Source organism: Burkholderia orbicola (assembly GCF_900100915.1).
Lineage (GTDB): Bacteria > Pseudomonadota > Gammaproteobacteria > Burkholderiales > Burkholderiaceae > Burkholderia > Burkholderia orbicola.
Genome location: NZ_FNKW01000003.1, coordinates 763,597 through 789,102, shown reverse-complemented (window position 1 = coordinate 789,102; position 25,506 = coordinate 763,597). Strand labels below are relative to the sequence as shown.

At 65.1% G+C, this 25,506-nt stretch carries 28 protein-coding genes; 16 read left to right on the top strand and 12 right to left on the bottom strand.

Annotation, left to right across the window (positions count from 1 at the left end; genetic code table 11):
• Positions 1 to 5: 5 nt before the first annotated feature.
• Positions 6 to 596 carry a flavodoxin family protein gene (locus BLS50_RS33430; protein WP_023476726.1) on the bottom strand — a complete coding sequence of 197 codons (591 nt, stop codon included), beginning with the start codon at positions 594 to 596 and terminating at the stop codon, positions 6 to 8.
• A 116-nt stretch (positions 597 to 712) separates the two neighbouring features.
• On the opposite strand from BLS50_RS33430, the gene BLS50_RS33425 reads away from it, so the two are divergent.
• Complete coding sequence (locus tag BLS50_RS33425) at positions 713 to 1,618, top strand: LysR family transcriptional regulator (RefSeq protein WP_074808174.1); 906 nt, start codon at positions 713 to 715, stop codon at positions 1,616 to 1,618.
• Positions 1,619 to 1,675: 57 nt separating this feature from the next.
• Here BLS50_RS33425 and BLS50_RS33420 read toward each other — a convergent pair whose 3' ends face one another.
• On the bottom strand, positions 1,676 to 2,569 hold the full coding sequence (locus BLS50_RS33420; protein ID WP_074808735.1) for a LysR substrate-binding domain-containing protein: 894 nt from the start codon (positions 2,567 to 2,569) through the stop codon (positions 1,676 to 1,678).
• 169 nt (positions 2,570 to 2,738) lie between these two features.
• Here BLS50_RS33420 and BLS50_RS33415 point away from each other — a divergent pair, with 169 nt between their 5' ends.
• The 4 genes from BLS50_RS33415 (at position 2,739) to BLS50_RS33395 (ending at position 6,430) form a co-directional block, all read left to right on the top strand.
• On the top strand, positions 2,739 to 3,269 hold the full coding sequence (locus BLS50_RS33415) for a sugar ABC transporter (RefSeq protein WP_074808170.1): 531 nt from the start codon (positions 2,739 to 2,741) through the stop codon (positions 3,267 to 3,269).
• Complete coding sequence (locus tag BLS50_RS33410; protein ID WP_027805988.1) at positions 3,262 to 3,588, top strand: hypothetical protein; 327 nt, start codon at positions 3,262 to 3,264, stop codon at positions 3,586 to 3,588. Before BLS50_RS33415 ends, BLS50_RS33410 begins: the two co-directional genes overlap by 8 nt.
• 18 nt (positions 3,589 to 3,606) lie before the next feature.
• Positions 3,607 to 4,452 (top strand): MBL fold metallo-hydrolase, encoded by an 846-nt coding sequence (locus tag BLS50_RS33405; protein WP_074808166.1) that lies wholly within the window; start codon positions 3,607 to 3,609, stop codon positions 4,450 to 4,452.
• Positions 4,453 to 4,864: 412 nt separating this feature from the next.
• A complete protein-coding gene (locus tag BLS50_RS33395) occupies positions 4,865 to 6,430 on the top strand; it encodes a methyl-accepting chemotaxis protein (protein ID WP_074808164.1) in 1,566 nt (521 codons plus the stop codon).
• A gap of 9 nt (positions 6,431 to 6,439) precedes the next feature.
• Here the strand turns inward: BLS50_RS33395 and BLS50_RS33390 are convergent, their stop codons facing one another.
• Together BLS50_RS33390 and BLS50_RS33385 are read right to left on the bottom strand one after the other, a co-directional pair.
• Positions 6,440 to 6,847: a DUF3224 domain-containing protein gene (locus BLS50_RS33390; RefSeq protein ID WP_074808162.1), complete on the bottom strand. Its 408-nt coding sequence runs from the start codon at positions 6,845 to 6,847 to the stop codon at positions 6,440 to 6,442.
• A gap of 221 nt (positions 6,848 to 7,068) precedes the next feature.
• Positions 7,069 to 7,899: an alpha/beta fold hydrolase gene (locus BLS50_RS33385; protein WP_074808159.1), complete on the bottom strand. Its 831-nt coding sequence runs from the start codon at positions 7,897 to 7,899 to the stop codon at positions 7,069 to 7,071.
• 167 nt (positions 7,900 to 8,066) lie between these two features.
• On the opposite strand from BLS50_RS33385, the gene BLS50_RS33380 reads away from it, so the two are divergent.
• From BLS50_RS33380 to BLS50_RS33365, 4 genes are all read left to right on the top strand, one after another.
• Positions 8,067 to 8,516 carry a MerR family transcriptional regulator gene (locus BLS50_RS33380; protein ID WP_074808155.1) on the top strand — a complete coding sequence of 150 codons (450 nt, stop codon included), beginning with the start codon at positions 8,067 to 8,069 and terminating at the stop codon, positions 8,514 to 8,516.
• Between the two features lie 158 nt (positions 8,517 to 8,674).
• A complete protein-coding gene (locus tag BLS50_RS33375; RefSeq protein ID WP_074808152.1) occupies positions 8,675 to 9,592 on the top strand; it encodes an acetoacetate decarboxylase family protein in 918 nt (305 codons plus the stop codon).
• A 43-nt stretch (positions 9,593 to 9,635) separates the two neighbouring features.
• Entirely contained in the window at positions 9,636 to 10,886 is a 1,251-nt protein-coding gene (locus tag BLS50_RS33370) for a saccharopine dehydrogenase family protein (RefSeq protein ID WP_074808149.1), read from the top strand.
• Positions 10,887 to 11,009: 123 nt separating this feature from the next.
• Positions 11,010 to 11,489, top strand: a complete 480-nt coding sequence (locus BLS50_RS33365) for a MerR family transcriptional regulator (RefSeq protein ID WP_175849106.1) — start codon at positions 11,010 to 11,012, stop codon at positions 11,487 to 11,489.
• Here BLS50_RS33365 and BLS50_RS33360 read toward each other — a convergent pair.
• Both BLS50_RS33360 and BLS50_RS33355 read right to left on the bottom strand, forming a co-directional pair.
• The gene (locus BLS50_RS33360) at positions 11,486 to 12,193 is read right to left on the bottom strand and encodes a type 1 glutamine amidotransferase domain-containing protein (RefSeq protein WP_041489521.1); all 708 of its coding nucleotides are present in this window, start codon (positions 12,191 to 12,193) and stop codon (positions 11,486 to 11,488) included. The two genes, BLS50_RS33365 and BLS50_RS33360, sit on opposite strands and share 4 nt — an antisense overlap.
• 132 nt (positions 12,194 to 12,325) lie before the next feature.
• Complete coding sequence (locus BLS50_RS33355; RefSeq protein WP_074808142.1) at positions 12,326 to 12,979, bottom strand: TetR/AcrR family transcriptional regulator; 654 nt, start codon at positions 12,977 to 12,979, stop codon at positions 12,326 to 12,328.
• Positions 12,980 to 13,078: 99 nt separating this feature from the next.
• Between BLS50_RS33355 and BLS50_RS33350 the strand changes: the two genes are divergently transcribed.
• Positions 13,079 to 14,554 (top strand): coniferyl aldehyde dehydrogenase, encoded by a 1,476-nt coding sequence (locus BLS50_RS33350; protein WP_027805981.1) that lies wholly within the window; start codon positions 13,079 to 13,081, stop codon positions 14,552 to 14,554.
• A 52-nt stretch (positions 14,555 to 14,606) separates the two neighbouring features.
• On the opposite strand, the gene BLS50_RS33345 is transcribed toward BLS50_RS33350, so the two are convergent.
• The gene (locus BLS50_RS33345; protein ID WP_074808139.1) at positions 14,607 to 15,485 is read right to left on the bottom strand and encodes a LysR substrate-binding domain-containing protein; all 879 of its coding nucleotides are present in this window, start codon (positions 15,483 to 15,485) and stop codon (positions 14,607 to 14,609) included.
• Positions 15,486 to 15,617: 132 nt separating this feature from the next.
• Between BLS50_RS33345 and BLS50_RS33340 the strand changes: the two genes are divergently transcribed.
• Positions 15,618 to 16,250 carry an FMN-dependent NADH-azoreductase gene (locus BLS50_RS33340; RefSeq protein ID WP_074808137.1) on the top strand — a complete coding sequence of 211 codons (633 nt, stop codon included), beginning with the start codon at positions 15,618 to 15,620 and terminating at the stop codon, positions 16,248 to 16,250.
• 49 nt (positions 16,251 to 16,299) lie between these two features.
• Here BLS50_RS33340 and BLS50_RS33335 read toward each other — a convergent pair whose 3' ends face one another.
• Positions 16,300 to 16,917, bottom strand: a complete 618-nt coding sequence (locus tag BLS50_RS33335; RefSeq protein WP_074808133.1) for a LysE family translocator — start codon at positions 16,915 to 16,917, stop codon at positions 16,300 to 16,302.
• A gap of 66 nt (positions 16,918 to 16,983) precedes the next feature.
• Between BLS50_RS33335 and BLS50_RS33330 the strand changes: the two genes are divergently transcribed.
• Complete coding sequence (locus tag BLS50_RS33330; RefSeq protein ID WP_074808131.1) at positions 16,984 to 17,907, top strand: LysR family transcriptional regulator; 924 nt, start codon at positions 16,984 to 16,986, stop codon at positions 17,905 to 17,907.
• Between the two features lie 98 nt (positions 17,908 to 18,005).
• On the opposite strand, the gene BLS50_RS36490 is transcribed toward BLS50_RS33330, so the two are convergent.
• Positions 18,006 to 19,007, bottom strand: a complete 1,002-nt coding sequence (locus tag BLS50_RS36490; protein ID WP_234044130.1) for a hypothetical protein — start codon at positions 19,005 to 19,007, stop codon at positions 18,006 to 18,008.
• Between the two features lie 741 nt (positions 19,008 to 19,748).
• On the opposite strand from BLS50_RS36490, the gene BLS50_RS33320 reads away from it, so the two are divergent.
• Positions 19,749 to 20,081 (top strand): cupin domain-containing protein, encoded by a 333-nt coding sequence (locus BLS50_RS33320; RefSeq protein WP_011549219.1) that lies wholly within the window; start codon positions 19,749 to 19,751, stop codon positions 20,079 to 20,081.
• A 172-nt stretch (positions 20,082 to 20,253) separates the two neighbouring features.
• Here the strand turns inward: BLS50_RS33320 and BLS50_RS33315 are convergent, their stop codons facing one another.
• Entirely contained in the window at positions 20,254 to 20,553 is a 300-nt protein-coding gene (locus BLS50_RS33315; protein WP_006481154.1) for an H-NS histone family protein, read from the bottom strand.
• 227 nt (positions 20,554 to 20,780) lie between these two features.
• Here BLS50_RS33315 and BLS50_RS33310 point away from each other — a divergent pair, with 227 nt between their 5' ends.
• Entirely contained in the window at positions 20,781 to 21,269 is a 489-nt protein-coding gene (locus BLS50_RS33310) for a RidA family protein (RefSeq protein ID WP_074808129.1), read from the top strand.
• A gap of 42 nt (positions 21,270 to 21,311) precedes the next feature.
• On the opposite strand, the gene BLS50_RS33305 is transcribed toward BLS50_RS33310, so the two are convergent.
• Positions 21,312 to 22,301, bottom strand: a complete 990-nt coding sequence (locus BLS50_RS33305; RefSeq protein ID WP_074808127.1) for an AraC family transcriptional regulator — start codon at positions 22,299 to 22,301, stop codon at positions 21,312 to 21,314.
• Entirely contained in the window at positions 22,298 to 23,356 is a 1,059-nt protein-coding gene (locus tag BLS50_RS33300) for an NAD-dependent epimerase/dehydratase family protein (protein WP_175849104.1), read from the bottom strand. Before BLS50_RS33300 ends, BLS50_RS33305 begins: the two co-directional genes overlap by 4 nt.
• A gap of 507 nt (positions 23,357 to 23,863) precedes the next feature.
• Here BLS50_RS33300 and BLS50_RS33295 point away from each other — a divergent pair.
• Both BLS50_RS33295 and BLS50_RS33290 read left to right on the top strand, forming a co-directional pair.
• Positions 23,864 to 24,115, top strand: a complete 252-nt coding sequence (locus BLS50_RS33295) for a hypothetical protein (protein ID WP_027805970.1) — start codon at positions 23,864 to 23,866, stop codon at positions 24,113 to 24,115.
• A gap of 299 nt (positions 24,116 to 24,414) precedes the next feature.
• Positions 24,415 to 25,500: a helix-turn-helix transcriptional regulator gene (locus tag BLS50_RS33290; RefSeq protein ID WP_244109199.1), complete on the top strand. Its 1,086-nt coding sequence runs from the start codon at positions 24,415 to 24,417 to the stop codon at positions 25,498 to 25,500.
• Positions 25,501 to 25,506 lie beyond the last annotated feature (6 nt).

Below are 25,506 nucleotides of genomic sequence, written 5' to 3'. Positions count from 1 at the left end.
GAATGTTAGTTGGAGCGTGATTGGCCGGCCCGCAACTGCCCGGCAATCGCCGCGACGCGTGCGCCATAGCGGCGGGCCGTTTCGAGATCGCCCGGCGACATCTCTTCGGGCGACGCATCGGCCGGCGTCTGCGCCATCGGCGCGATGTAGGCGCCCATGCGGTTCAGGTCGTCGCGCGTCGACGCTTTCAGATTCGCCGGCTTGATGTCCATGCTGACCCAGATGCCGCCGTGCTGGCCGGCCAGCAGGAAGAAGTATTCGAGCGTATTGAGCTTGTCGCCGTTGATGCTGGCGCTATTGGTGAAGCCGCCGAAGATCTTGTTCTGCCATCCGCTTTCGAACCAGACCTTCGACGACGCGTCCGCGAACTTCTTGAACTGCCAGCTCGGGCCGCCCATGTAGGTCGGCGAGCCGAACAGGATTGCATCGGCGTCGGCCAATGTGTTCCACGCGTCGTCGGCAAGGTTGCCGTCGGCATCGATCGCGACGAGTGCGGCGCCGGCGCCGTCCGCGACGGCGGCGGCCATCCGTTGCGTATGGCCGTAGCCGGAGTGGTAGACGACGGCCGTTTTCACCGGCGGGTTGAGTTGATCCATGAGGGTTTCCTTTCGTTTGGAGCGTCGTTCAGGCGACGTGGGAAATCACTCTAGCGAGCCGCGATCGGGTGATAAACGACGACAGATTGAACGTTCTGTTACTTTCCGGATGAACAATGCAGAACCTTGATGCGCTTTTGATTTTTGCCCGTGTCGCCGAAATGGCGAGCTTCACGCGTGCGGCTGAAAGCCTCGGAATTCAGAAAGGACGGGTATCGACGGTCGTCCGCACGCTCGAACGGGACATGGGCGTCGCACTGCTGCATCGGACCACGCGGCGCGTGCAGCTCACCGAAGACGGACGCGCGTTCTATGCGCGCGCAACCGACCTGCTCGCCGAAGTGCAGGAATTGCAGTCGATGTTCTCGGGGCGTGGCGCATCGCTGCGCGGCAGGTTGCGCGTGGACATGCCCACGGAACTGGCGCGCAGCGTCGTGGTGCCGGCGCTGCCGCAACTGATGGCCGCGCATCCGGATCTGGAGTTGGAGCTTTCCAGCACCGACCGGCGTGTCGATCTCGTTCGGGAAGGGTTCGACTGCGTGATCCGGCTGGGCCCGATCGCCGACGAGACGCTGATTGCCCGGCCGCTCGGCAGGCTGCGCATGACGAATGCGGCGAGCCCCGATTATCTGGCGCGGCATGGCGTGCCGCATACGCTCGCCGATCTGCACAGCCAGGGGCACAGGATGATTCACTACACGCTGACGCTCGGCGCGCGGCATCCCGGCTGGGAATACCCGGACGGCGACGGCTATGCGTGGTTGCCGTTGCCCAGCGCGATGCAGGTCAACAGTGTGCAGACCTATCACGCGGCGGGGCTGGCGGGCATCGGACTGATCCAGGCCGGCTATTCGGCGCTCGCGCATCACATCGAAAGCGGCGCGCTCGTGGAGGTGTTGCCCGACTTGCGGCCCGAGCCGCTTGCCGCGTCGCTCGTCGTCGCGCATCGGCGCAATCTTTCGCCGCGCGTGCGGGCTTTCATGGACTGGATCGGGGGCGTGTTGGAGCCGTACCTCGATTAGCGGGGCGGCGGAGCAGGCCCTTCCGAATCCGTGTCGCGATGAACAGCGGGCGCGGCATTAACGCGCCAAACCCTGCGCCTCGCCCAGCACCCATTCCGCAAACGCCCGCACCGGCGCCGCGCTCAATTCGATCGGCTCGGGCAGCACGAGGCAGAAGTTTTTCGTCACCGCCTTGCCGTCGGGCCAAGGCGCGACCAGGCGCCCCTGTTCGAGCTCGGCCCCGATGTAAAGACGCGGCACCAGCGCGACGCCCAGGCCGGCCAGCGCGGCCTCGATCAGCATCGAATGAAGATCGTATCGAGGGCCGACCGCCGAATTGGTCAGCACGATGCCGGTCTCGTCGGCATAGCGCTGCCACGCGTCCGGATTCTGCCGCCGGTGAAGGCGCGGCAGCGCGTCCAGCAACGGGTTCGCGCCAACGCGTTCGAGAAGCGCCGGACTGCAGACGGGCACCAGCACTTCCTCCAGCAGCGGATGCAGATGCATGCCGGCCCAGGCCGGATGCTCGAAGTGAATGGCCGCGTCGAATCCGCTGCCGGCCAGCAGGAAGGGTTCCATCCGTTCGGCGATATGCACGGTGACGTTCGGATGGCGATCCTGAAAGCGCTTCAGCCGCGGGATCAGCCAGCGGGTCGCGAAGGTCGGAATCGCGGCGATGTCGATGCTCGCGCCTGCCACGGGCTGCCCCATCAGATACAGGCTGTCCCGTTCCAGCCGATCCAGAATCTCGCGCACCTGCACTGCGTATCGCGTGCCGTTGGGGGCAAGCCGCACCCGGTTGCCGACGCGCTCGAACAGCGTCACGCCGAGGAACGCCTCCAGCCGGCCGATCTGGCGACTGACGGCGCCCTCGGTGCGGGCCAGCTCGTCGGCGGCGCGGGCGAAGCTGCCATGTCGGGCCGCCGCCTCGAAGGCCAGGAGCGCGGAATTGCTCGGGATCTTGCGTCGCATCGGGGTCTCGTGGGTCGTACCGCGTTCTGCCGTCAGCTTGAACAAATATCACTGAAGGCTGACTTTAAGTCGATATCTACGCGGAAACCAGCAGATTAGCATTACGTCACTGCACTGAATATCCTGCATTCGACGTGCGGGATGTGCATCCGTCACGAAGGAAAATCCGATGATCTACACCGTGGAATGCAGCTTCGCCGACCCTGCCAGCGAAGCCGAATGGAACGACTTCTACAGCCTCGACAAGCTGCCGGCCCTCATCTCGGTGACCGGCTTTCATACGTCGCAGCGCTTCAGGGCGATCAGCGACGGCTGCCCCGTCTATCTGGCCGTTCACACGATCGACGGCCTCGACGTGCTGACCGGCGATGAATATCGGCAAAAAGGCGGCGGCAATTTCGCGCGATGGCAGCAGCACATCACCGACTGGCATCGCAATCTCTACAGCGACATCGGTCGTGCGCCGGCGGTCAATGCCGACGAGCTACTCGTGCTGAGCGCCGGCGGGCCCGACTCGCTGATCGAACTGGGCCTGAAGCCGCTGGCCATGCAGGCCGTCGCACTGGAACAGTTTCCGGCGCGCCGCTGGCTCGCGGTCCTGCCGCGGCGCGCCGCTCCGCTTGGGGACAACGTGCCGGCCGGCCTTTACCTTTACACGCCGATGACCGAACAACTGACGAAGGCGGCCCGCGATGCCTAACGTGACTTTCCATATCGATGCGGAACGCATGCCGCCGGACGCGCGCCTCGCCGAGCTGTCCGACGACTGCATCGACCTTTGTACGCGGGTCCTTCAGGCAGAAATCACGAACGTCCACGTCATTTACGTCGCGGTTCGGCATGGCTGCGGGCATCCCGTTTTCGCGGAAATCCAGTATCGCGACGCGCCGTCTCGCCCGCCCGCGGTCATGAATGCATTCATGGAAGCGCTTGATCACGCCATCGTCCGGCGCACCGGGTTGACCGCACGCATCCGTTGCTTCGGTCACGCCGCGCCGAACCTTCACGCCCGAAACTAGCCGCTACGGAGAAGCACGATGTCCAACGTTACGTTTCCCGGCCAGCGTGTCGGGGATTTCACGATCACCGCGATCAGCGACGGCTACCTCACGGCCAGCCTCGATTTCCTGTCGAATATCGACGCGACCGACGCCGCCGGGATGCAGCGTGCGGCCGGGCAGCAGGCGCCGTCCGCCGTGCACATCAACTGCTACGTGGTGCGCGGCGCGGGCCGCACGGTGCTCATCGACGCCGGGGCCGGCGGCATCAAACAATGGGGCGGCCGCCTGATGGACAATTTGCGGCTCGCCGGCATCGAGCCGGCCGCGATCGACACCGTCCTCCTCACCCACGCCCATCCCGACCACGTCGGCGGGCTGGTGCATGCCGATGGACACGTCGCGTTTCCGAATGCGGAGCTGGTCGCGCATCGACACGAGGTTGCATTCTGGCGGGACGACGGCAACCTGAGCCGCGCCAGCGAGCGTGCCCGCGGCAATTTCCGGATCGCGCGTCAGGTCTTCGACGCTTACAGCGACGCGCTCCGGACCTTCGAGGAAGGCGAGGTGCTTCCCGGTATCGCCGCCATTCCGCTACCGGGGCATACCGACGGACATACCGGATACCTGCTCGCATCCGGCGATCAGGGCCTGCTCGTGTGGGGCGACATCGTGCATTTTCCGCACATCCAGATCAAGCGGCCGGACGTGTCGATTGCGTTCGACCAGGATGCGTCGCAGGCAGCGACGACGCGTTCGCGGCTGCTGGACCGGGTCAGCTCGGAAGGGCTGCTGATCGCCGGCATGCATCTGGGCGAACCCGGGTTCGCGCGAATCAGGCGGGCGAGCGGTGAATACGGCCTGTTTTACGAGACCGATGCTTGACGCAATACAGGTGTTTCCGTACGTGTATGTCGACGACTCCGATTCGATCTGTCGACGGACGCTCGCTGCGTAAGCGATTCCGCTGGAAGCGCCCGCCGACATCTCGGCTGGCGACAGGCGGTTGATGGTGACGGACGCGTGCGAAAACGTTTGGCCGATCGCCACGCACCAGCGCGGCGCATCGGCCGACGAAATTCGTTCGAGGCTCGCCGACTGCCGGTAGCCGCGCTGCGCCTTCCCCCTCTGTCGCAATCGTCAAGATTCGCGTCGCATGCGGATAAAAGCCGCCCGTTCCCCGCGCCGTTAACTCGTTCGCAGCCCCCGCGCCGCGTAGTGCGTCATGGCGCGCGTCGTTCGTGTTCCGGAATTCACCTCCGCCGCTGGCCGTGCCCGGCCGGCTCAAGGGAACGTCATGCGAAAACAACTCACTATCCGTGGTGGACTCGTCGCGACCATCGCCGGCTATACCGTGCTGCTCGTGCTGGTGGTCGGTGCGGGCATCGCGGCCCTCACCATCGGCAACGGTTCGCTCGAGGCGATGTACCGCGACGACACCGCGTCGCTGCTGCACCTGAAGACCAGCTCCGAGCGGATGCTCGTGCTGCGCGAACGCATGAGCGACGTCGCGCAGATCATCAGCGCCGGCCAGCCCGCGAAGGAGGAAGTCGCGCAACTTCACACATTGCTCAAGCAGAGCAACGACGAACTGGACGCGTATACGCGTCTGCACGCGCGCGACGCCAGCGAGCAGGCGCTGTTCGACACGCTGCAGAACCGTCGGCGCGCGCTGCTCGAGCGCGTGTTCCTGAAGGCGCTGTCGCAACTCGACGGCGACGACGCATTCAACTTCCTCGACACGCAGCGCACCGCGCCGCCTGCGCTGTTCGCCGCCTACCAGGAGGCGATCGACGCGCTCGAATCGTTCCAGGTCACGCGCCAGAAGGCCCGCTACGAGGCGGCCGGCGTGAATTTCCACCGGATCGTGTGGGGGATGGGGGCGGTTGCGGTGCTGGCGCTCGTCGTCGGCTTCGTTGCGCAGCGCGTGCTCGCGAAGGCGATCATCGGGCCGATCAATCTCGCGGTCGATCAGTTCGAGAAAATCTCGAAAGGCGACCTGACCGGCACCGTCGTTGTCCCGGGCGAGAACGAGATGGCGTATCTGCTGAATGCGCTGAAGCGGATGCAGGACGGCCTCGTCGATACCGTGAGCCAGGTGCGTGCGAGCACCGAGACGATCGTCGGCGACGTGCGCACGATCGCGAGCGGCAACGTCGACCTGTCCGCACGCACCGAGCAGCAGGCCGTGTCGCTGCAGCAGGCGGCCGCGAGCGTCGAGCAACTGACGGCGGCCGTGCGCCAGAACGCGGACAACGCACGCAATGCGCGCACCTACGTCGAGGGCACGGCCGGCATCGCGTCGCGCGGCGGCGAAGCGATGCAGCGCGTCGTCGCGACCATGTCGGAAATTTCGACGAGCTCTACGCGCATTTCCGGCATCGTCGGCGTAATCGAGAGCATCGCGTTCCAGACCAACATCCTCGCGTTGAACGCCGCCGTCGAAGCCGCGCGCGCGGGCGAGCAGGGGCGCGGGTTCGCGGTCGTCGCGACCGAGGTGCGCGGGCTCGCGCAGCGCTGTGCGGCGGCGGCGAAGGAAATTCGCGACCTGATCGGTCATTCCGCGCGACGCGTCGAAGACGGCAGCGGTCTCGTCGCGCTGGCCGGCTCGGCGATGACCGAGCTCGTCGCGGCGGTCGAGCGCGTCAACGCGATCATGGGCGAAACGAGCCAGGCGTTCGACGAGCAGTCGTCGGGCATCGAGCAGGTGAACGCCGCGGTGATCCAGATGGAGCAGACGATGCAGCGCAATGCCGCGCTGGTCGAGGAGGCGGCGGCCGCGGCGCTGTCGCTCGACGAACAGGGCGCGCGGCTGAGCGCGGCCGTCGCGCAGTTCCGCCTGCGCGAAGCAGCGCTCGCGTGACGGGCGGGCTTATTGCGGCGCGTCAGGCAATGCGTAGTCGAAGCGGTACGCATGCTGGCCGTCGTCGATGTCGATGCGCATCGCACCGGACAGCCCGAGCAATTCGTCCGTGCCGGAATCGGGCACGACCGTGATCGACTGTGTCGGCTGCCCGCGCGTCATGATGGAGCTGTGCTGCAGCACGAAGCTGCCCTTGCGTCCGCCGAGCACGCCTTTGACGGTTTCCATCGCCACGTAGCCGGCCGAGCCCTGAACGCTGCTGCGAAACGCGAGCATTTCTCCTTGGCTCACGGCTTTCAGATCGCCGTGAAAATGCTTGTCCAGCGACATGCGGCCGAGCCCGCTGCCTTCCGCGACGTTGCTCAAGGGTTCCGGATTCAGCTTCACTTCGAACGGACCGCGGGCCTGCAGTGTCATGACTGTTCTCCTCGTTGAATGGGCAATCGGCACTATAGGCGAATGCTGTCGGCGATGGGCGGATCGTGATGCGTCAATCGCCGGCCGGCCGATAAAGCGCTTTCAACTGAGACCACTCGTCGATGAATCGATCCTTGAGCGCCTGCGGCCCGTTTGCCCGCCGTTTTCACGCGGCCTCCCGCCTGCGCCCAGACTGAAGGCCGCGCCGGCATCCGCCGCGTTCAGCTGCGGATGAACGCGAGCAGATCGGCGTTGATCGTGTCGGCGTTGGACGTCGGCATGCCGTGCGGAAAGCCCGCGTAGACCTTCAGCGTGCTGTTCCTCGCCAGTTTCGCCGACAGGAGGCCGGAATCCGCATACGGAACGATCTGGTCGTCGTCGCCGTGCATCACGAGAACGGGAATCGCGGTGCTTTTCAGGTCTTCGGTGAAGTCGGTCTGCGAGAACGCGACGATCCCGTCGTAGTGAGCTTTCGCGCTGCCCATCATGCCTTGTCGCCACCAGTTCCAGATGACGCCCTGCGACGGTGTCGAGCCGGTGCGGTTGTAGCCGTAGAACGGGCCGGCCGGCACGTCGTAGTAGAACTGCGCGCGGTTCGCCGCGAGCTGTGCCTGGAGATTGTCGAACACGTCCTTCGGCAGGCCGCCGGGATTGCTGTCGGTCTTGACCATCAGCGGCGGGACGGCGCTGATCAGCACGGCCTTGGCGACGCGATCCTCGCCGTGACGCGCGACATAGTGGATGACTTCGCCGCCGCCGGTGGAATGGCCGACGTGAACGGCACCCTGCACGCCGAGATGATTCACGACCGCGGCGACGTCGTCCGCATAGTGATCCATGTCGTGGCCGTCCCACACCTGGCTGGAGCGTCCGTGGCCGCGACGGTCATGCGCGATCACGCGGTAGCCCTGGGCGAGGAAGAACAGCATCTGCGCATCCCAGTCGTCGGCGCTGAGCGGCCAGCCATGATGAAAAAAGATCACCTGGGCGTCGCGCGGACCCCAGTCCTTGTAGAAGATGTCGACGCCATCTTTCGTGGTGACGTATCCCATGTCTGCTCCTGTTCGGTGGGCGATATCGATGCACGGCGCACTTGCGGGTGCCGCGATCGCCAGACCGGCGCGGCATGTACGGCGGTATCGGCCGTCTGCCCGGCTTGGCGACACGACAACTCTAGGTTTAAAGTTAGGTTTAATGTCAATACGCAGGCGAGGCAGGTATGAGAATCGGGGAGCTCGCGAAGCTCAGCGGGATTTCGGCGTCACGGATCCGCTTTTACGAGGCTGAAGGGCTCATCACGGCCGTCGAACGCAGCGCGAACGGCTATCGCGATTACGCCGACAACGCGGTGTGGATGCTCGAGATCATTTCGAGCGCGCAGAGCGCGGGGTTCTCGCTCGAACAGATCCGTCATCTGCTGCCGGTGAAAGCCGGCAACTGGCAGCACGACGGACTGGTGGCGGCACTCGAACGGAAGGTCGCCGAGATCGAGGCGATGCAGAAGCGCCTCAAGGAAAACAAGGCGCAGCTGCTCGTCGCGATCGACAGTATCAGGAACCGGCCGACCGAGCTGGACTGTACCGAGCGCACGCGCTGGGTGATGGAGCGGCTGCGCGATCACGGCGTGGTGCCGATTCGCGGCAAGAAGAGCCGTGCGGCGGCCAAATGACCGGCTGGCAAAACGCGCAGCCGCAGTCCGACTCATTCCTCTATTCAGTGCCTTGACCTTGAAGTTGACTTAAAGCTTAGAGTGCTTGCTGACGACGGTGAATCAGCAGGCTCCGGGTGTTGCCTGCCACGGTCGACCATCGACGGGAGACAACGAACATGGACAGGCGTTTTACACAGGTCGAATTCGGACCGCATACGGTCGACGTGCCCGAGGGCGGCTACTACGACCGGTTTCGGATGAATCCGGACCTGGACGCGGTGGCGCGCGACCCTGCCGCGGGGAACATCGATTTTTTCCGGCGGATTCCGAAGCGTCAGGTGATGTCGCGCGTGGGCCCGACGTGGGCGCCGAACTTCTACTATCGCTCCAGCAGCATTCAGCTGCTGTTCCTGGCGCCGCTCGACCGCCTGAGAACCATGCTCCCCGTACCGCTCGAGCCGCTGCGGGCGCTGCCCGGCTACGGGCTCGTCGCGCTGACGTTCTTTTCGTACGCGGTGTGCGACAACGATCCGTATGACGAAGTATCGGTCGCGGTGGTGATCCGCCGGCCCGGCGCGAAAGGCTCGCACGCGCTCGAGCTGATCGACTCGATGCGGCGCCGGAGTTTCTTCGCGCACGTGCTGGCGTTGCCGGTCACGACTGAAATCGCACGGGTGCGTGGTGTACACGGTTATCAGTTGCCGAAATGGCTCGCGGATATCGACGTGGACATCGGCGCCACGGCGCGCGCACGTATCGCCGGCCCGGGCGGCCGGCCGGATTTGAGCCTGAGCGTGCCGCTGCCGGCGCTGACGCAAGTTCCGTCGCAATCGCACATGGGCACCACGACGATGATCAATCGCATCGACGGTGAATGGCACCAGTCGTCGGTGCAGACCAACATGCTGTCGTTCGTGCAGCGCCTGTTGCCGCGCAACGTCGAGCTGGTGCGGCACGGCGGCCCGCTGAGCCAGTTGCTCGACGGGCTCGGTGCATCCACGATCATGCGTCTCGACGTGGTCGAGGATGCGCAACTGGTGCTGAATCTGCCGACGCCGTTGACGGCCTTCGATGAACCCCGAAAGCCACGCTAACGATACGGCTGCGTGCGACGTGCGCGCGCCGAAGGAGTCATCCATGCCGCAACCGAGCTACGATCTCGTCGTATTTGGCGCCACCAGTTTCGTCGGGCAGATTCTGGCCCGCTATCTGTCCGACTATCTGTCCGGCGCGGGTGCTGGCGAGACGCTGCGCTGGGCGATCGCGGGACGGTCCGACGCAAAGCTCAGGCAAGTTCGGGATACGCTCGGCGCGGCCGGACAGTCGGTGCCGATCCTCGTCGCCGACGCGGCCGACGAAGCGCAGCTACGGGCGCTGTGCGCGCAAACGCAGGTGGTGGTGTCTACCGTCGGTCCCTACGCGTTGTACGGCGAGCCGCTGGTCAGGGTCTGCGCGCAGACCGGCACTGATTATTGCGATCTCACCGGCGAGACGCAGTGGATCAGACGAATGATCGACAAGTACGAGCCCGCGGCCCGGCAATCGGGCGCGCGCATCGTGCATTGCTGCGGCTTCGATTCGGTGCCGTCGGACATGGGCGTGTTCTTCCTGCAGCAACAGGCGCGGCAGCAGTGGAGTGTGCCGGCCACTCACGTGAAGATGCGCGTCAGGACGCTGAAGGGCGGGGCGTCGGGCGGCACCGTGGCCAGCGTGATCAACGTCGTGCGCGAAGCGGCGGCCGATCCGGCATTGCGCCGGGAACTCCTCGATCCTTATTCGCTGTGCCCGCCAGGACATGGCTTCACGGTGCGGCAGCATGCGGTTCGATCCGCCGAATTCGATCGCGACTGCGATGCGTGGATCGCACCGTTCGTGATGGCGGCGATCAACGAGCGCGTCGTGCACCGCTCCAATGCGCTGGCAGGCAATGCATACGGCAGCCGCTTCACCTATGACGAAGCCGTGATGACGGGCACGGGCCTGAAGGGGCGCGTGACCGCGTTGACGATGGTGGCGGGCCTCGGTGCGTTCATGGTGGGCGTCCTCATCGGGCCGGTGCGCGGCCTGATGGAGCGCTTCCTGCTGCCGAAGCCCGGCGAGGGGCCGAGCGTCGCAGCCCAGCAGGCCGGCCGCTACGATTTGCGCTTTTTCGGCCGCGCCGACGACGGGCGCACCTTGCGTGTGAAAGTCGCCGGCGATCGCGATCCGGGGTATGGCTCCACCGGCAAGATGCTCGGCCAGGCTGCGATCAGTCTCGCGCTCGATGGCAGCCGTGACGGTGTGAAGACCGGGCGCGGCGGCGGTTTCTGGACGCCCGCGACGATGTTCGACCAGCGTTTCATCGACCGTCTCGTTCGCCACGCGGGCTTGCGTTTCGAGGTGATCTGAGCGCGAATCCAGTCATCGGGCAGGTAACGATAAATATCGGATAGTGAATCAACGTGAGGAGATTGCTGGCTGTCGCGGTGGGGATGAATGGCCGGAACCGTTCCGGCCGGGGAGTATCGGGACATGAAGATCGGGGAACTGGCGCAACGCACCGGAATTACGCCTTCTCGCATCCGTTTCTACGAACGCATCGGCTTGTTGACGCTGGTCGAACGCGAAGCGAACGGCTATCGCACGTATCCGCAGGAAGCGGTGACGGTGCTCGATCTGATCACGGCGGCGCAGAGGGCGGACTTCAGTCTGGACGAGATTCGCACGCTGGTGCCGTCCGACCTGACGCAGTGGCAATGCGGACCGTTGCTGGATGCACTGTACCGCAAGGTGCGGGACATCGAGGCGCTGGAGGTGCGGCTCGCGCGCAGCAAGGCGCACGTCGTCGCACTGATCGCCGGGCTCGGCGCGAAACCCGATACGGTCGATCGTGCGGCACGCGCGAAAAGACCGCTGTCGCGAATCCGGTCGGAGCATGCGGCGCACCCGGGCGATGCCGCCGCTGCCGACACCGGCGACGAACCGGTGCCGCGCCGGACGACCGGCCGTTAGACGTGCGCCGGCGCGCCGAGTGACAGCAGCGCGACGACCTGTTCGGCCGTTGCCTTTGCCGATTGCGGATTCTGGCCGGTCACGATGCGGCCGTCGACGACGACGTTCGACGTGAACGGCAGCAGCGCCTTCTCGTAGCGCGCGCCACGCTCCCGCATCTGCTGTTCGACGTTGTACGGCACCTTCTTCGCGACGCCGGCCAGGATTTCCTCCACCCACGAGTAGCCGGTGATCCGGCGCCCGGCGACCAGCAGCGAACCGTTCGACAGCTTCGTATTCAGCAACCCGCAATAGCCGTGGCAGACCGACGACACGATGCCACCGTGCTCGTAGATCTCGCGCGTGAGCCGTTGCAGTCCCGCATCGTCCGGGTAGTCCCACATCACCGCATGGCCGCCGGTGAAGTAAATCGCGTCGAACCCGGCCGGATCGATCTCGTCCGGGCGCGCGGTGTGCGCGAGCAGCGCCGCGTTCGCCTTGTCGGCGCGCCATGCCTTCGACGCGGCGTCGGCGTGCGGCCATTTGAGCGAGCGCGGTTCCAGTGGTGACACGCCGCCTTTCGGGCTCACGAGCTGCTGCTCATAGCCTCTTGCCGCGAAGATGTGATGGGCATGGGTGAGTTCCGACAGCCACAGGCCGGTCGGTTGCGACGGATCGGCGTAGTGCGCGACATTGCTGACGACGTGAAGGATACGCTTGCTCATGATGCGGTTTCCTGGTGACCGGCCACGGGCGGACGTCTTCGACGCGCCGCCTGATTGTCGGATGGCAGTACACATATCCATGGCCTCGATACGCTGCCGAGGCAAACCATAACCTTCAAGTGAAGTTAAAGGTCAAGATTTTTTCGCCTTGGTCGCCCGCGCGCGCTTCTCAGGCAGCACGAGTCCGTCCAGCAACGTCGTCAGCGCATCTTCGATCGCGTGATCGCCGACCTTCTCGCGCACCAGCCGCCGGTCGATCGCGAGCATCGTCAGGCCATGGAGGTGGGCCCAGCACGCGGTTGCCTGACCCAGCGCCGGGCGCGGGCGAATCGTGCCGGCACGCTGCCCGTGTTCGAGGATCTCGACGACCAGCAGGAAGGGGGCCTGCACGCGCGGGTCGAGATGGATATCCGAAGGTTCTCCCGCGTCCGCGGCAAACATCAGGCGATACAGATCCGGGTTGCGTTGCCCGAACGCGAGATGGGCATGGGCGAGCGCCAGCAGGACATCCGGTGCATCGGCCGAGGGATCGACGGACGCGACGAGATCGTCGTGCAGGCGATCGAAACCGATCAGCGCGAGCTCGTGCAGCAGCGCGGCCTTGTCCGGGAAATGCCGGTACGGCGCGGAGTGGCTGACGTTCGCGCGCCGCGCGATTTCGCGCAACGTGAACTGCCAGCCCTGTTGTTCCTGCAGCGTATCGAGCGCCGTTTCGATGATCGCGCGACGCAGATCCCCGTGGTGATAAGTCTTTTGTCCGGCATCCGCATCCTCATCCAACGACATCGTATTGCCCCTATGTTGACAAGGAACACATTGTGGTCCTATGATCCGTCGCAGGCAAGTTGACAGTGTCTACATTGACGCAACCTCGTGAGGTGCACCATGGCCGTCCCCGCAGAATCCCCTTCGAGCATCGATCCGGCGGCATTGCTGGCCCGCCAGCGCAGCGCGTTCGTCGCCGAGGGGCCGCCGAGCCTGCAACTGCGCAAGGCGCGGCTCGCGCGATTGCGGGCCGTGGTGCTGGCCCACCGCCGCGACGTGGAAGAGGCGGTCAGCGCCGATTTCGGCCATCGCTCGCGCCACGAAACCGCGATCATGGAACTGGTCGGCGTGATCCAGGCGATCGATTACCTGACGCGCAACCTGCGTCGCTTCATGAAGCCGCAGCGCCGGCACGTCGGCCTCTTCTATCGCGCAGGGCAGGCTCACGTGGAATACCAGCCGCTGGGCGTGATCGGCGTGATGGCGCCGTGGAATTACCCGTTCGCGCTGACGTTCATTCCGCTGGCGACCGCGCTGGCCGCCGGCAACCGGGCGATGCTCAAGCCGTCGGAGCTGACGCCGCGCACCAGCGAAGTGATGCGCCGCATGCTTGCCGATACCTTCCCGAGCGAGGAAGTCGCGGTCGTGCTCGGCGGCCCGGACGTCGGCGCCGCGTTCAGCGGGTTGCCGTTCGATCATCTGCTGTTTACCGGCAGCACGCAGGTGGGCCGCCAGGTCATGAAGGCGGCGAGCGACAATCTCGTGCCGGTCACGCTCGAACTGGGCGGTAAGAGCCCGGCGATCGTCGCAAGGGGGCACGTCGACGGCCGCACGATGTCGAGCATCGTGTTCGGCAAGCTGTCGAACGGCGGACAGACGTGCGTGGCGCCCGACTATGCGCTGGTGCACGAAGACGATCTGGACGCGTTCGTCGCGCAATACGACGCGGCCGTCGCGCGTTTCTATCCGGACGGGCCGACCAGCCCGGACTACACGTCGATCGTCAGCGACCGGCATTACGACCGCCTGAAAGGCCTCGTCGACGAAGCGCGCAGCCGCGGGGCGCGGGTGATCGAGGCGGGCGTGAATCCGCAAGGCGCGGCGACCCGCAAGCGGACGCTCGCGCCGACGCTGATCGTCGGCGCGGCCGACGACACGGCCGTCATGCGCGAAGAGATCTTCGGGCCGATCCTGCCGGTGCGCACGTATCGCACGATCGACGAGGTCGTCGATTACGTGAACGCGCGGCCGCGGCCGCTGGCGCTGTATTACTTCGGTGTGCGGGATGGCGACTGCGAGACGTTGCTCAAGCGGACCACGTCGGGCAACGTCGGCATCAACAACACGGTCCTGCACGTCGCGCAGGAAGACTTGCCGTTCGGCGGCGTCGGGCCGAGCGGGATGGGCGCGTATCACGGTATCGAGGGATTCCGCGCGATGAGTCATGCGAAGGGCGTGTTCGTGCAGGGGCGCTGGAGTCTGCCGAGCCTGCTGCGCGCGCCGTTCGGCAAGCTCGCGGACATGTCGCTGGCGGCGCTGCTCGGGCGGAGCCGGGAGCCGGCCGGCGGACGTATCGAATGGAGTGCGAAGCGTTGAGCGAGGCGGGGCGCCGGGCGTGCCCCGCGGGTATCTTCGCGGGCGCTACCCGCTACGCACGGCCGCGCTTCCCCGCGCCCGTGCGGGCAGCCGTCTCGTCCAGAATCATCGCGGCGAATTCGGCGGCCGCCGGCATCCGCGCGTCGTGCATCATCACGAATTCCATCGCCGGCAATTCCGGCAAGCCCTCGGGCAAACCCAATTCGCGAAGCGTGTCGTCGATCGCGCTGCGCGGCACCGGCGCGATCGCGATGCCGGCCCGCGCGAAGGTGCGGATGCCGGCCACGCTCGGGCTTTCGCACGCGATCCGGTAGCGCATGCCGGCCAGCGCGAGCACCTTGATGGCGGCGCCGCGGTACGGGCACGGATCGGGGAAGCACGCGAGCGGCACGTCGCCTTCCGGAAGCGGCTCGTGGCGCGCGAACGCCCAGACGAGCGGTTCCTGCCACAACGTCGCGCCGTGGCCCGCGTGCGAGCACCGGCTGCCGATCACGAGATCGAATTCGCCATTGGCGTGCCGTTGAAACAGGCTGTCGCCGATGTCGACGACCAGATCCAGCCGCAGGCCGCGCCGCGCGGCGCCATGACGGCGCATCAGGTCCGGCAGCCAGCCAGTGGCGAAGTCCTCCGATACACCGATCCGCAGCTTGATGTCGATCGCGTCACCCGTTCCCAGCCTGGCGCGCGCTTCCTCGCTCAGATTGAGCATCGCGCGCGCGTAGCCGAGCAGCGTCTCGCCATGCGCGGTGAGTGTGACGCTGCGCGTGTTGCGCACCAGCAGCGCCTGGCCGACCTGTTCTTCGAGGCGAACGATCTGCGCGCTGACCGCGGACTGGCTGAAGTTCAGCCGGCGCCCGGCGCCGGTGAAGCTGCGCACGTCGGCGACCGCGACGAACGTATGAAGCAGCGCCGTGTCGAGGGGAGCGTTCATTCATCACCAATCCGGGTTAGTTTGATCAATTAATATCGTTTCCGGATTATAGGCCGACCCGCTAGGCTGCGAAGGGCAGTGGGCGAGCGCGCATCCCGCGCGCCGCCGTCACGCTTGACAAGGATCGGCGCCATGACACGCGTGCTCTATATCGAAGGCTCACCCAACAAGGCCTATTCGGCGTCCATCGAGGTGTGCGATGCGTTTCTCGACGCGTACCGGCAGGCCCATCCCGATCACGAGATCCGGAAGCTCGACATCTGGGATCTGGCGATGCCCGAATTCGATGGCGCCGCGCTGGCCGCGAAATATGCCGGACTGAGCGGCACGGCGTTGACGCAGGAGCAGGCGGCTGCGTGGCAGCAGATCGAGCGGCTCGCGGCGCCGTTCCACGAAACGGACAAGTTCCTGTTCGGCGTGCCGCTGTGGAATTTCAGCATTCCGTACAAGCTCAAGCACCTGATCGACGTGATCTCGCAGAAGGACGTGCTGTTCACGTTCGACGGAACGGGTTTCACCGGCAAGCTGGCCGGTAAAAAGGCGGCGGTGGTCTACGCGCGCGGGCTCGCCTATCAGTCGCCGGGGTCGTTTACGCCGGCCGCCGAGTTCGATCTGCAGCGCCCTTACATGGAAACGTGGCTCAAGTTCGTGGGCGTGACGGACATCACGGGGATCGTCGTCGAGCGCACGCTGTTCGGCCCGGACGGGAAGGTCGACCGGAGTCGGGCGATCGACGAGGCACGAACGATCGCACGGACGTTCTGAGGTTGGTGGCGCGGAGCACCCGGCGCCGCGCGTCCGTACGGGTCGAGCGTCACCGCCCGCCGCGTGCGATGGCGAGCGCGACGCCGAAGCCCACCAGCAGGCAGCCGAACGTGCGATCGATCCAGTGTCGCAGCGACAGCAGCCGATCGCGGACAGTCGTGGCCGAGAAACACATCGCGACGAGGCTGAACCAGCCGGCATGTGCGGCCGCGATGAACGCGCCGTAGCCGAGTTGCACGATCAACGGCGTGTCGGGCCGGACGGCCTGCATGAACAGGCTGACGATGAACACCGTGGTTTTGGGATTCAGCGCGTTGGTCAGGAAGCCCGTGCGCAGCGCGGCGAGATCCGACAGCGCCGCCACGCGGCTGTCGGCCTGCACGCCGCCGGCTTTCGTCATGAGCATCTTCGCACCGAGGTAGATCAGGTAGATCGCGCCGATCAGCTTGACGGCATTGAAGAGCCACGGCGACTGGCGGATCAGCAGCCCGACGCCCAGCAGCGTGTAGCTCACGTGGACGGTTACACCGAGCCCGATTCCGCATGCGGTGAGCACGCCGGAACGACGCGACAGCATCAGGCTGTTGCGCGTGACCATCGCGAAGTCCGGCCCCGGGCTGATGACGGCCAGCAGCGTAATGGTGACTACGACTATCCATTCGGTCATGCGTTTCTCCTGCGCTGAACGGGTTGATGGCACAATCGTATCGATCGTGCTTCACCAGGAAAAACGATGATTTCTGACCAGAATAGTGAGTTCGAATCACAATCGATTCGTACGAACCTGCCGTCGCTGATGGCGCTGCGTTGTTTCGACGCGGCGGCGCGTCACGAGAATTTCAGTCGCGCGGCCGACGAGCTGTGCCTGACCCACGGCGCGGTCAGCCGCGCGGTGCGTCTGCTCGAGGACGATCTGGGCGTGGCGCTGTTCGAGCGGCGCAGTCGTCGCGTGTTCCTGACCGAGGCGGGCCGCACACTCGCCCGGGCCGTCCATGATGGGCTGGGCCTGATGCGTCACGCCGCCCACGCGTTGCGCACCGAGGCCGCCCGTGCGCGGCGTTCGGTCCTGTCGTGCGAGCCGACGCTGCTGATGCGCTGGCTGATCCCGCGCTGGCCGGATTTCCAGGCGCGGCATGCGGGCATCGATATCCATCTGGCCGCCGCGGGCGGCCCGTTCTCGTTCGACAGCGGTATCGACATGGCGATACGTCGCAACGATTTCGCGTGGCCGGCGGGGTATCACGCCGAGCATCTGTTCGCCGAGCGGGTGGGGCCGGTTTGCCGGCCGGACAAGGTCGGCGCGTGGTTTGCATCGCGGCGCGGCGGCCGCGCGTTGAAGCCCGACGCCGCGCTGCTGCACACGCGAACCCGGCCGGACGCATGGAACGCGTGGGCGGCGGCGTCGAATCAGCCGGCCGCGAACGGGCGCGGGCAGCGGTTCGATCACTTCTACTTCAGTTTGCAGGCGGCCGTTGCGGGGTTGGGCGTCGCGATCGGGCCGTGGCATCTGGTGCGCGACGACATCGAAAGCGGTGCGCTGGTCGCGCCAATGGGGTTCGTCGAGGATGGATCGGATTACTACCTGTTGACGCCGGCGCCGGTGGCGGAAGGAAGTGCGCAGGCGGCGTTGCTGGCGTGGTTGAGGGGGCGGGTTTGACGGCGGTTGCCAAGCGGGCTTTCAAACAGGCGGCGAAGCGTGTGCCCGAAGAGCCGGGGTGATTCATGCGATGCCAGGCGTGGCATGCCTCGCCGCTGTCAAGGGGCCGGCACGGACCGGTCGTCGCGTTGAACCAGGACTCGTACCGCCCGCACGAGATGGCGATTGATCGTCGGAATCAGCGAGGCGGGAATCTCGTGAGGGCCGGCAGTTCGAAAATCGGCTACGTGCACGATATGAACCAACCCGACGTTGAACTGAACGAATGCTTCGATGTCCGGGTCGTCCCGGATGGCCGCTTTCATTGCGTCATCATCGAGCCAGTGTGACCAATACAGCGTGAACGTGGGCGTGTCGACTGGCGGAAGCGCCCGGAAACCTGCATGAACGAGCCACTCGAATTGCGTCCGGTTCGCCTTGACGATACAGGATGCACCGTACAGGCTGATACCACTGCGCGCGAGGTGGTCGATCCACCAGTCGTTCTGCCATCGCTCGTATCCGAGCAACGCGCCCTCGAGGCGTTCCATGTTCTCGCAACCGTCCCCTTCCAGGTTGATGTGCTGCCGGATCAATTCCAGCGCGCGGAAGCGCCACTCCTCACCTTTGCGCGCATAGAAGATTTGCCCGATACGACGGGCGCGACGAGCCGGGCGAGCCGGTGCGTCCTGGATGATTTCGTGAGCGTGCAGGACACCTCGAGCGACATACGCGTCGAAGCGTGCCTTCAGTTCCACCGACGGTAACCATTCGCTGTTGAATTCAATGAACCCGAACGGCTTCCGCCCGTGCACCATCAAAGCCAGTTCGTAACCGGTATGGACCAGGTAAGGCATGTGAGCGCCTGTATCGACATGCCTGCGGAGGTATCCCTGGCGCGAATCATGTCCGAACTCGATCCCGAAGACCTCGCACACGGCGATGACCTGCGCCGAAGTCAGGCGATACCAGTCGTCGAGTTTCGCCTCTTCGGGTGCGTCCAGATCGACGAGTCGTCGCAGCGTATCGAGGTCGTCGGTTTCGAAGCGAACTTCCAGGCACGGGTAAAGCAGATCCGCGTCGATGGCCGACAGAATGAAAGAAGTTTGCGGATATCGCATGGTAGTTCCCGATGTACCGATATCAGATACCGTAGTCGCCGCTGTCCTGCCACTCGAGGATAGTCATGTGGCTTGCAGCCTGAGGCTGAACGTTCGCGTCGTTCATCAAACAGGCCGATGCGCGATCTTGATCGCGCTGCCCGAGCGCAAGGAAAGTTCAGTCGACGATATAGCATTCGAGGATTTTTTGGATTGTGGCAAGTTCGTCGAGCGGCTTCAAGGTCGCCTTGGGCAGGGGAGCGACGATTGTCTCTGTATCCGGAATGGGCAGCGCAGTGGTTCCGCGCTACGCTCGTCGGCATTGATCGACGCAGATGCCAGACTGGTCTTTGCCGAATTCAATTGCACACGACGCGGGGTTTTCCCGGGGACAAGCCGTCGCGATCGACATTGCAGGCGACGAACAGAGTTGGCGCAAAGATCGAAATCGGCACCATTGCGTGCAAACCCCGAGTGTTGCAAGGGCAATACCGGATAGCCGGCCAGACGCACGGGCGTGGCAGATTTCGACCGACTTTGCCGAAATGGCGCATGATGGCGTGCACGTCGCTAAAAGATCGTTGCGATGTGCTTTATCGCACCCGTGAATGAGCGTGGATAAAGTTGCACTCATTCTTCATCTTTTTTACAAAACATTTAACGACGCGCGTGCAACCCTGGGCGATGTCGGGCTGCAGCGAACATTTCCCGTCGTCTTTAAAGCCGCAGCATTTACCCGACGATCAACGACGAGGCGAAGCCATGCAACTTCAAACCGGTAATTTATTCAGCGTCGACGGGCGGCGCGGCGGCGACGAGCGAATCGACCTGCTCGTGACGAGCCCGCGCGTGAACGTCGAGCGCATCGTATCGATGGGCCATGCGAGCCCGGACGGGTTCTGGTATGACGACGCGCGGGCCGAATGGGTCGTGTTGCTGTCCGGCGCGGCCGTGCTCGAATTCGAAGAAGATGCAACGCGGCTCGATATGCGCGCGGGAGATTACGTGCTGATCGAGCCGCATTGCCGTCATCGTGTCGCGTGGACGCATGACGAAGTGCAAACCGTCTGGCTTGCCGTCTATTACGAACGCTGAAGAAAGGATTGGCGTGCGGTGCGATTGGCCGATTGGCCAGTGCGCGACACGCCGATCGGGCAAGACCTCGTCAACCGGAGCGGCGTTGGAAACCCGCCGGTATCGATGCGCCAATCAATGCCCAAATCGCCGGACGGCGCGTTGAATCGCGCGTCGGCCCATGCCGGGATGCTTATTCCTGAATCAGGAATCGATTGCGATTCTTCGCATCCTTGATCCATGCGGGCGCGCGACCGCGGCCCGACCAGGTCGCCCCGGTCTTCGGATCGCGATACTTTGCCTGCACGGGGGCGCCCGCTTGTTTGGCCGGCCGACCACGGCGTGTACCGAAAATGTCTTTTTCGGTAATGCCGTATTCCGCGACTTTGGTGCGGATGTCGTCGACGACCGCCTGGAATTCAGCGGCGCGCGCGGCTTCGGCTTTCTCGGCCAAAGCGTCCATTTGAGCCTTCAGTTCCTTGTAAGTTGCCATATATCACTCTTCAGGTTTGTGTCCATACATGATAGCGGTTTCAACCGAAATGATGAAGAAAATTGCTGAGACGGTGAATTCCATTGCCGATATGGCAATCCGCGACTGCTTCGAACACCTGAGAAGTGGTTTGACTGGATCGTTCGTGACCGATCTTTTCGTGCGGGACAAGCTTCGGAGACTCAATTATTCTTTATCTTTTTTCAGAGGGATTGGGGAATTCACTGATGAACAGGGATGACAAACTGAAACAGGTCGCAGCCGAATTCGGATTCGATCCGGACGAAACGATCAGGATCGGCGGAAAGTACACGCCCGTTCTGGTCGACGGAAGCACGGCCTACATTGCCGGCCAGGTGCCGCGAATCGGTGAAGTCGTGCATTTCGTCGGCGTCGTGGGCGAATCCGTTTCGCTGGACGATGGCCGCCGGGCAGCCGGTATCTCGACGCTGCGCGCGTTGTCGCTGATCCGCAAGCATTGCGGCACGCTCGATGCGATCGCGACGGTACCGCGCATGACCGTGTACGTGCGAAGTGCGCCCGGCTTCACGATGCAGAGCGAAGTGGCCGACGGCGCGTCGGACGTGTTGGTCGCGGTGCTCGGCGACGCCGGCATCCATACGCGTTCGTCGGTGGGCGTGCTGCAATTGCCGAAGGGTGCGTCGGTCGAAGCCGATTTCATTTTCGGTTTGAAGCGCAGCGGCACGCCCGGCTGATATGGAATGGCCGGATAGACAGGGCGGTCCGCTTCGCGTCGATCAACGCGCCGTGCGTGAACGGGCGGCTTCGGGCGTCATTCCGGTCCATTCATTGAATGCGCGGAAGAACGAATTCGGGTCCTGGTAGCCGAGCAGGAAAGCGATCTGGCTGTAGGGCAGATCCGAGCGATCGAGGTAATGCCACGCGAGCTTCTCGCGGACTTCCGCAAGCAGGGTCTTGAAGTTCGCGCCTTCGTCGCCGAGCCGCCGCTGCAGCGTCCGTTTGCTGATCGCAAGCGTTTGCGCGACGCCGTCCGCGGTGGCGAGCCCGCCCGGAATCAGTTCGAGCAGCGCCGCGCGCACGCGCTCGACGATGCCGGCCTCGGCCGACAGTGCGTCGAGGCGGCGGCGCAGGTCGGGTTCGAAAATCTGCCACATCGCATGGTTCGCGGTCACGAACGGACGCCGCGCATCCTGCAGCGCCACGCTCACGGAAGGCGCATCGCCGTACTGCGGCGTCACGCCGAAAAAACGCGCATAGCCGGGATGGGGCCTGACTTCGCGCGGCAGCGTGACGGCGCGCGCCGGCAACTCGGTGCGGGTCGCCAGCCGCGCGAGTTTCACGAAGAAGCCGAGTTCGGCCGCGACCAGCATGCCGGGCGGCGGTACGTCGCGTTCCAGGAAGTCGACGGCGAGGGTGAGCGCGTCGGCCTCGTGCGATACACGCAACCGCATCGGGCCGATCAGCGGCTTGAACTGGCCGATGCGCCGGATCGCGATCTCCAGATTCGGGCTGCACAACGCGGCGAACAGCGGCGGATCGAAGGTTTCGACGGAGAGCAGATCGAGGATGCGCAGCGCGACGGCCGGCGTATTCGCCATGTCTTCCATCGCGCGCCACAGACCGAAGTACTCGCGGGTCGTCAACCCGTTCTCGGGGCGCGTGAACAGATCGGCGGGCAACTGCGCGCGTCGCAGCAGTTCGTCGGCGCGCAGACCAAGGTCGACCATCATGACCTGCCAGCCGGGCGAGATCGCGAAGCGGTTCATTGCCGCAATTGCCCGGTTTCGACGAGTTGCTGAAAGAAGTCGTTCATCGACTCGGCGAGCGGGCGATAGCGCATCCCGAGCTCGTTGCGGCTGCGGCTGTTGTCGGCGCGCCAGGGCAGCCCGATGTTGCGGGCGACCACGCGGCGCGTCACGCTCTTGTTCGCGAGCGGGCCGATCAGCCACACCAGCCACTTCGGCAGGATGCGCCGCGGAATCGGATAGTCGGCGCCATACCGTTCCAGCAGCGTGGCGGCCATCGCCGGCAGGTTCGTGTCGTGCGCTGACACGATGTAGCGGCCGTTGGCGCCCGGCAGGAACGCCGCACGCAGATGCGCGTCGGCCACGTCGCGGACATCCACCGCACCCAGGCCGAGATCCGGCACGCCGGCCTTCATCGTGCCGTTGCCCATCTGCCGCACGATTTCGAAGCTTTCCGACGTCGCGTACGGGTTGATGCCGGGCCCGATCACGAGCGACGGGTTGATGGTGACGAGATCCCAGCGTTGCTGCTGGCGGGCGATCTTCCACGCTTCGCGCTCGGCGACCGTCTTCGAATACGAATAGGGCTGGTGGGTCAGCGACGAACTGGTGTTCCAGATTGCTTCGGTGAACACACCATCGGGCGTCGCGGCGAGGTCGGCGTTGTCGCCGTAGATCGCCGCGCAGCTGCTGGTCAGCACGACGCGCCGCACCGACGGCGTGCGGTTGGCCGTCTCGAGTACGTTGCGCGTGCCGAGCAGCGCCGGATCGACCAGCTCCTTCTGCGGATCGCGGACGGTGACGGTGAAGGGCGACGCGGTATGGAACACGGTCCCGCAACCGGCCATCGCGTCGGCGTACGACCCGGGTTCGAGCAGGTCCGCGCGGAAATAGCGGAGGGTGCCGGGCTTGCCGGCCGCGATGCGCTGGAGATGCTCGAGCTTGTCGGGGCTGTCGGGGTCGCGGACGGCCGCATGGACCGTCACGCCAGCTTCGAGCAGCCGCTGCACGAGCCAGCCCGCGACGTAGCCGGTCGCGCCGGTCACCATGACGGGGAGGTCGGTATCGATATTCATGGGCGGGATTCCGTTGCAGAAGTGATGCGCCATGATGCCGCCTTTTGCGCGCCACTTCACTCGCAAAGCGCGCCAATCGACATGCGAGGGGCGACAGGCACGACGGCCGATTCGTCGGAGGTGAAAGTGAGCGGAGCGCCGGAATCGTCCCCATCGTATTGCCGGACAACAATGGTCCGTCGCGCCGTCGCGCCCGCTTGCGTTTTTCGCCCTCGTCGTTTCCGGCAACGATTCCCCGACCCATATTGGCCGCCATCCCCACTTTTGGGGATGCCGTCGCCGAGCGGTACGCCTACGATGGTCTACAAGGCGCCGGGGACCGGATATCACCAGAACAATCGAACAGGCCTGTCGTTGCGTGTCGATCGCTGTAAGCGTTCCCACAGTCGATTGACACGGTCGTCGCGTACGCTGATGTACAGGTCCGCAGTGCGTCGTTGGCGCCGCGGCCGACGGCGCGTTGATGACGGAAGGCCTGATGTCGTATTTCGGGGAATTTCAATCAATATGCTCGCACGAGACTACGTAGAACGAGAGCTCTCCCATATCCAGCGCATGGTGGCGCTGCTGGACAGCGAGACGGACGTCGACGATGTATCGATGTCGGGCGCGGGGCGCGTCCGGCATCCGAGATACTGGCGCGGACGTATCGAGGAACTGCTGTCGACGCCCGACGTGCCGCGTCACGTCAGGAAGCTGAGCGAAGCCGTGCTCGCGAAGATCGACCAGATGGAAGCGCGGTTCTTGACGATGAAGTAAGTGCATCGTCGGGGCGGGTACCGAACCGCGTTTCATCGCGTCGCATCCAGCCTCGAACCCCTCTACCTGCGACAAGATTTCGTTCCGCGCGACCGCGCAGCAGGCCGCCATCCGCCGTCTGCATCACCACCGATTCCACGCCCGCCGTGTCAAAAACCGCCATTACGTCTGACGAGAAACGGTGACAAACGTGGTATTTCGGCCAAATCCGCATCGGCAATTTGAACAATCAGACCGATTGAGTAAGATGCCCGAACGGCGTTCGACAAAAACGCACGGCGCGGGGTGGCCAGATGCAGATGAACGGATTGATTCCCTCGGCATGGATCGATGACGTCTACGCTGCGGCACTGGGCGATCAACGATGGGAAGCGGTGCTGGACGGGCTGCGTCTGACGGTCGGCACGCGCATGGCCACACTGCTGTCGTTCGACGACGCGGCGCGGATGCCGGCAATCGAGCGGGCAGCCGGCGACGATCCGTCATGGGTCGCCGCATGCCACCACCGCTACAACACCGAGTTCTACCTGTACGACCCGGTCGTACCGGTTGCCGCCGACTGGCCGGCAGGGCGCTGGTTCGAAGACGTCAAGCACCTGTCGGTGCGGCAGCGTACACATGGCGTGTTCTATCGGGAATTCATGCATCCGTTCGGGCTCGGCGGCGTCTCGGGCCTGTACATCCATCGCGGCGAGGGCGCCGGTGCTTTCCTCAGCGTACAGAGCGGCCCGGAATCGCACGGGTTGTCCGACGCGCAGCGCCGCACCATCGAAATCATGGGCGGCCACATCAGTCGCGCGCTGCGCATCCATGCGCGCATCGGCGAACTCGAAGCGCGCGTGGCTGCCGCGGAGTCGGCGCTCGATGCGGTGCCGGTGCCCGTGTTCCTGCTCGGCCCGCGGCGCGAACTGCGCTATACGAACCGCGCGGCCGATCAGCTGATCGCCGCCGAACCGGCGCTGCGGATCGTCAACGGCCGTTTCGCGCCGGAAGGCTGCGTCGATGACACGCAATGGCGGTACGCGTTCGCGCGCGGCGGGCTATTGCTGCGGCGTACGACGGGCGAGCCGCTGCCGCTTGCGCTGATCCCCGTTCCCGAACAGTCGCGCCTCGCGCGCGAACGGCCCGGCGTCGCGGCGCTGATGACGGCAGCGGACCTGCGTGCGCCGTCGGCGCGCGCGCAACGCTTGCGGGTGTTCTACGGGTTGTCGTCGGCGGAAGCCGAGCTGGCCGTGCTGCTGTGCTGCGACGGACGCTCGCCGCAGGAGTGCGCGGCGCTGCGCGGCGTGTCGATCGGCACGGTCCGCGCGCAGATCAAGTCGATCTACACGAAGACGGACGTGGCGCGCGCCGCGCAACTGACGTCGCTGGTCATGCAGACCTGAGCGCGC

What these genes read in the sequence shown, in the direction of transcription:
- BLS50_RS33430 (WP_023476726.1), bottom strand. Translation starts at nt 596, where the DNA reads ATGGATCAACTCAACCCGCCGGTGAAAACGGCCGTCGTCTACCACTCC.
- BLS50_RS33425 (WP_074808174.1), top strand. Translation starts at nt 713, where the DNA reads ATGCAGAACCTTGATGCGCTTTTGATTTTTGCCCGTGTCGCCGAAATG.
- BLS50_RS33420 (WP_074808735.1), bottom strand. Translation starts at nt 2,569, where the DNA reads ATGCGACGCAAGATCCCGAGCAATTCCGCGCTCCTGGCCTTCGAGGCG.
- BLS50_RS33415 (WP_074808170.1), top strand. Translation starts at nt 2,739, where the DNA reads ATGATCTACACCGTGGAATGCAGCTTCGCCGACCCTGCCAGCGAAGCC.
- BLS50_RS33410 (WP_027805988.1), top strand. Translation starts at nt 3,262, where the DNA reads ATGCCTAACGTGACTTTCCATATCGATGCGGAACGCATGCCGCCGGAC.
- BLS50_RS33405 (WP_074808166.1), top strand. Translation starts at nt 3,607, where the DNA reads ATGTCCAACGTTACGTTTCCCGGCCAGCGTGTCGGGGATTTCACGATC.
- BLS50_RS33395 (WP_074808164.1), top strand. Translation starts at nt 4,865, where the DNA reads ATGCGAAAACAACTCACTATCCGTGGTGGACTCGTCGCGACCATCGCC.
- BLS50_RS33390 (WP_074808162.1), bottom strand. Translation starts at nt 6,847, where the DNA reads ATGACACTGCAGGCCCGCGGTCCGTTCGAAGTGAAGCTGAATCCGGAA.
- BLS50_RS33385 (WP_074808159.1), bottom strand. Translation starts at nt 7,899, where the DNA reads ATGGGATACGTCACCACGAAAGATGGCGTCGACATCTTCTACAAGGAC.
- BLS50_RS33380 (WP_074808155.1), top strand. Translation starts at nt 8,067, where the DNA reads ATGAGAATCGGGGAGCTCGCGAAGCTCAGCGGGATTTCGGCGTCACGG.
- BLS50_RS33375 (WP_074808152.1), top strand. Translation starts at nt 8,675, where the DNA reads ATGGACAGGCGTTTTACACAGGTCGAATTCGGACCGCATACGGTCGAC.
- BLS50_RS33370 (WP_074808149.1), top strand. Translation starts at nt 9,636, where the DNA reads ATGCCGCAACCGAGCTACGATCTCGTCGTATTTGGCGCCACCAGTTTC.
- BLS50_RS33365 (WP_175849106.1), top strand. Translation starts at nt 11,010, where the DNA reads ATGAAGATCGGGGAACTGGCGCAACGCACCGGAATTACGCCTTCTCGC.
- BLS50_RS33360 (WP_041489521.1), bottom strand. Translation starts at nt 12,193, where the DNA reads ATGAGCAAGCGTATCCTTCACGTCGTCAGCAATGTCGCGCACTACGCC.
- BLS50_RS33355 (WP_074808142.1), bottom strand. Translation starts at nt 12,979, where the DNA reads ATGTCGTTGGATGAGGATGCGGATGCCGGACAAAAGACTTATCACCAC.
- BLS50_RS33350 (WP_027805981.1), top strand. Translation starts at nt 13,079, where the DNA reads ATGGCCGTCCCCGCAGAATCCCCTTCGAGCATCGATCCGGCGGCATTG.
- BLS50_RS33345 (WP_074808139.1), bottom strand. Translation starts at nt 15,485, where the DNA reads ATGAACGCTCCCCTCGACACGGCGCTGCTTCATACGTTCGTCGCGGTC.
- BLS50_RS33340 (WP_074808137.1), top strand. Translation starts at nt 15,618, where the DNA reads ATGACACGCGTGCTCTATATCGAAGGCTCACCCAACAAGGCCTATTCG.
- BLS50_RS33335 (WP_074808133.1), bottom strand. Translation starts at nt 16,917, where the DNA reads ATGACCGAATGGATAGTCGTAGTCACCATTACGCTGCTGGCCGTCATC.
- BLS50_RS33330 (WP_074808131.1), top strand. Translation starts at nt 16,984, where the DNA reads ATGATTTCTGACCAGAATAGTGAGTTCGAATCACAATCGATTCGTACG.
- BLS50_RS36490 (WP_234044130.1), bottom strand. Translation starts at nt 19,007, where the DNA reads ATGCGATATCCGCAAACTTCTTTCATTCTGTCGGCCATCGACGCGGAT.
- BLS50_RS33320 (WP_011549219.1), top strand. Translation starts at nt 19,749, where the DNA reads ATGCAACTTCAAACCGGTAATTTATTCAGCGTCGACGGGCGGCGCGGC.
- BLS50_RS33315 (WP_006481154.1), bottom strand. Translation starts at nt 20,553, where the DNA reads ATGGCAACTTACAAGGAACTGAAGGCTCAAATGGACGCTTTGGCCGAG.
- BLS50_RS33310 (WP_074808129.1), top strand. Translation starts at nt 20,781, where the DNA reads ATGAACAGGGATGACAAACTGAAACAGGTCGCAGCCGAATTCGGATTC.
- BLS50_RS33305 (WP_074808127.1), bottom strand. Translation starts at nt 22,301, where the DNA reads ATGAACCGCTTCGCGATCTCGCCCGGCTGGCAGGTCATGATGGTCGAC.
- BLS50_RS33300 (WP_175849104.1), bottom strand. Translation starts at nt 23,356, where the DNA reads ATGAATATCGATACCGACCTCCCCGTCATGGTGACCGGCGCGACCGGC.
- BLS50_RS33295 (WP_027805970.1), top strand. Translation starts at nt 23,864, where the DNA reads ATGCTCGCACGAGACTACGTAGAACGAGAGCTCTCCCATATCCAGCGC.
- BLS50_RS33290 (WP_244109199.1), top strand. Translation starts at nt 24,415, where the DNA reads ATGAACGGATTGATTCCCTCGGCATGGATCGATGACGTCTACGCTGCG.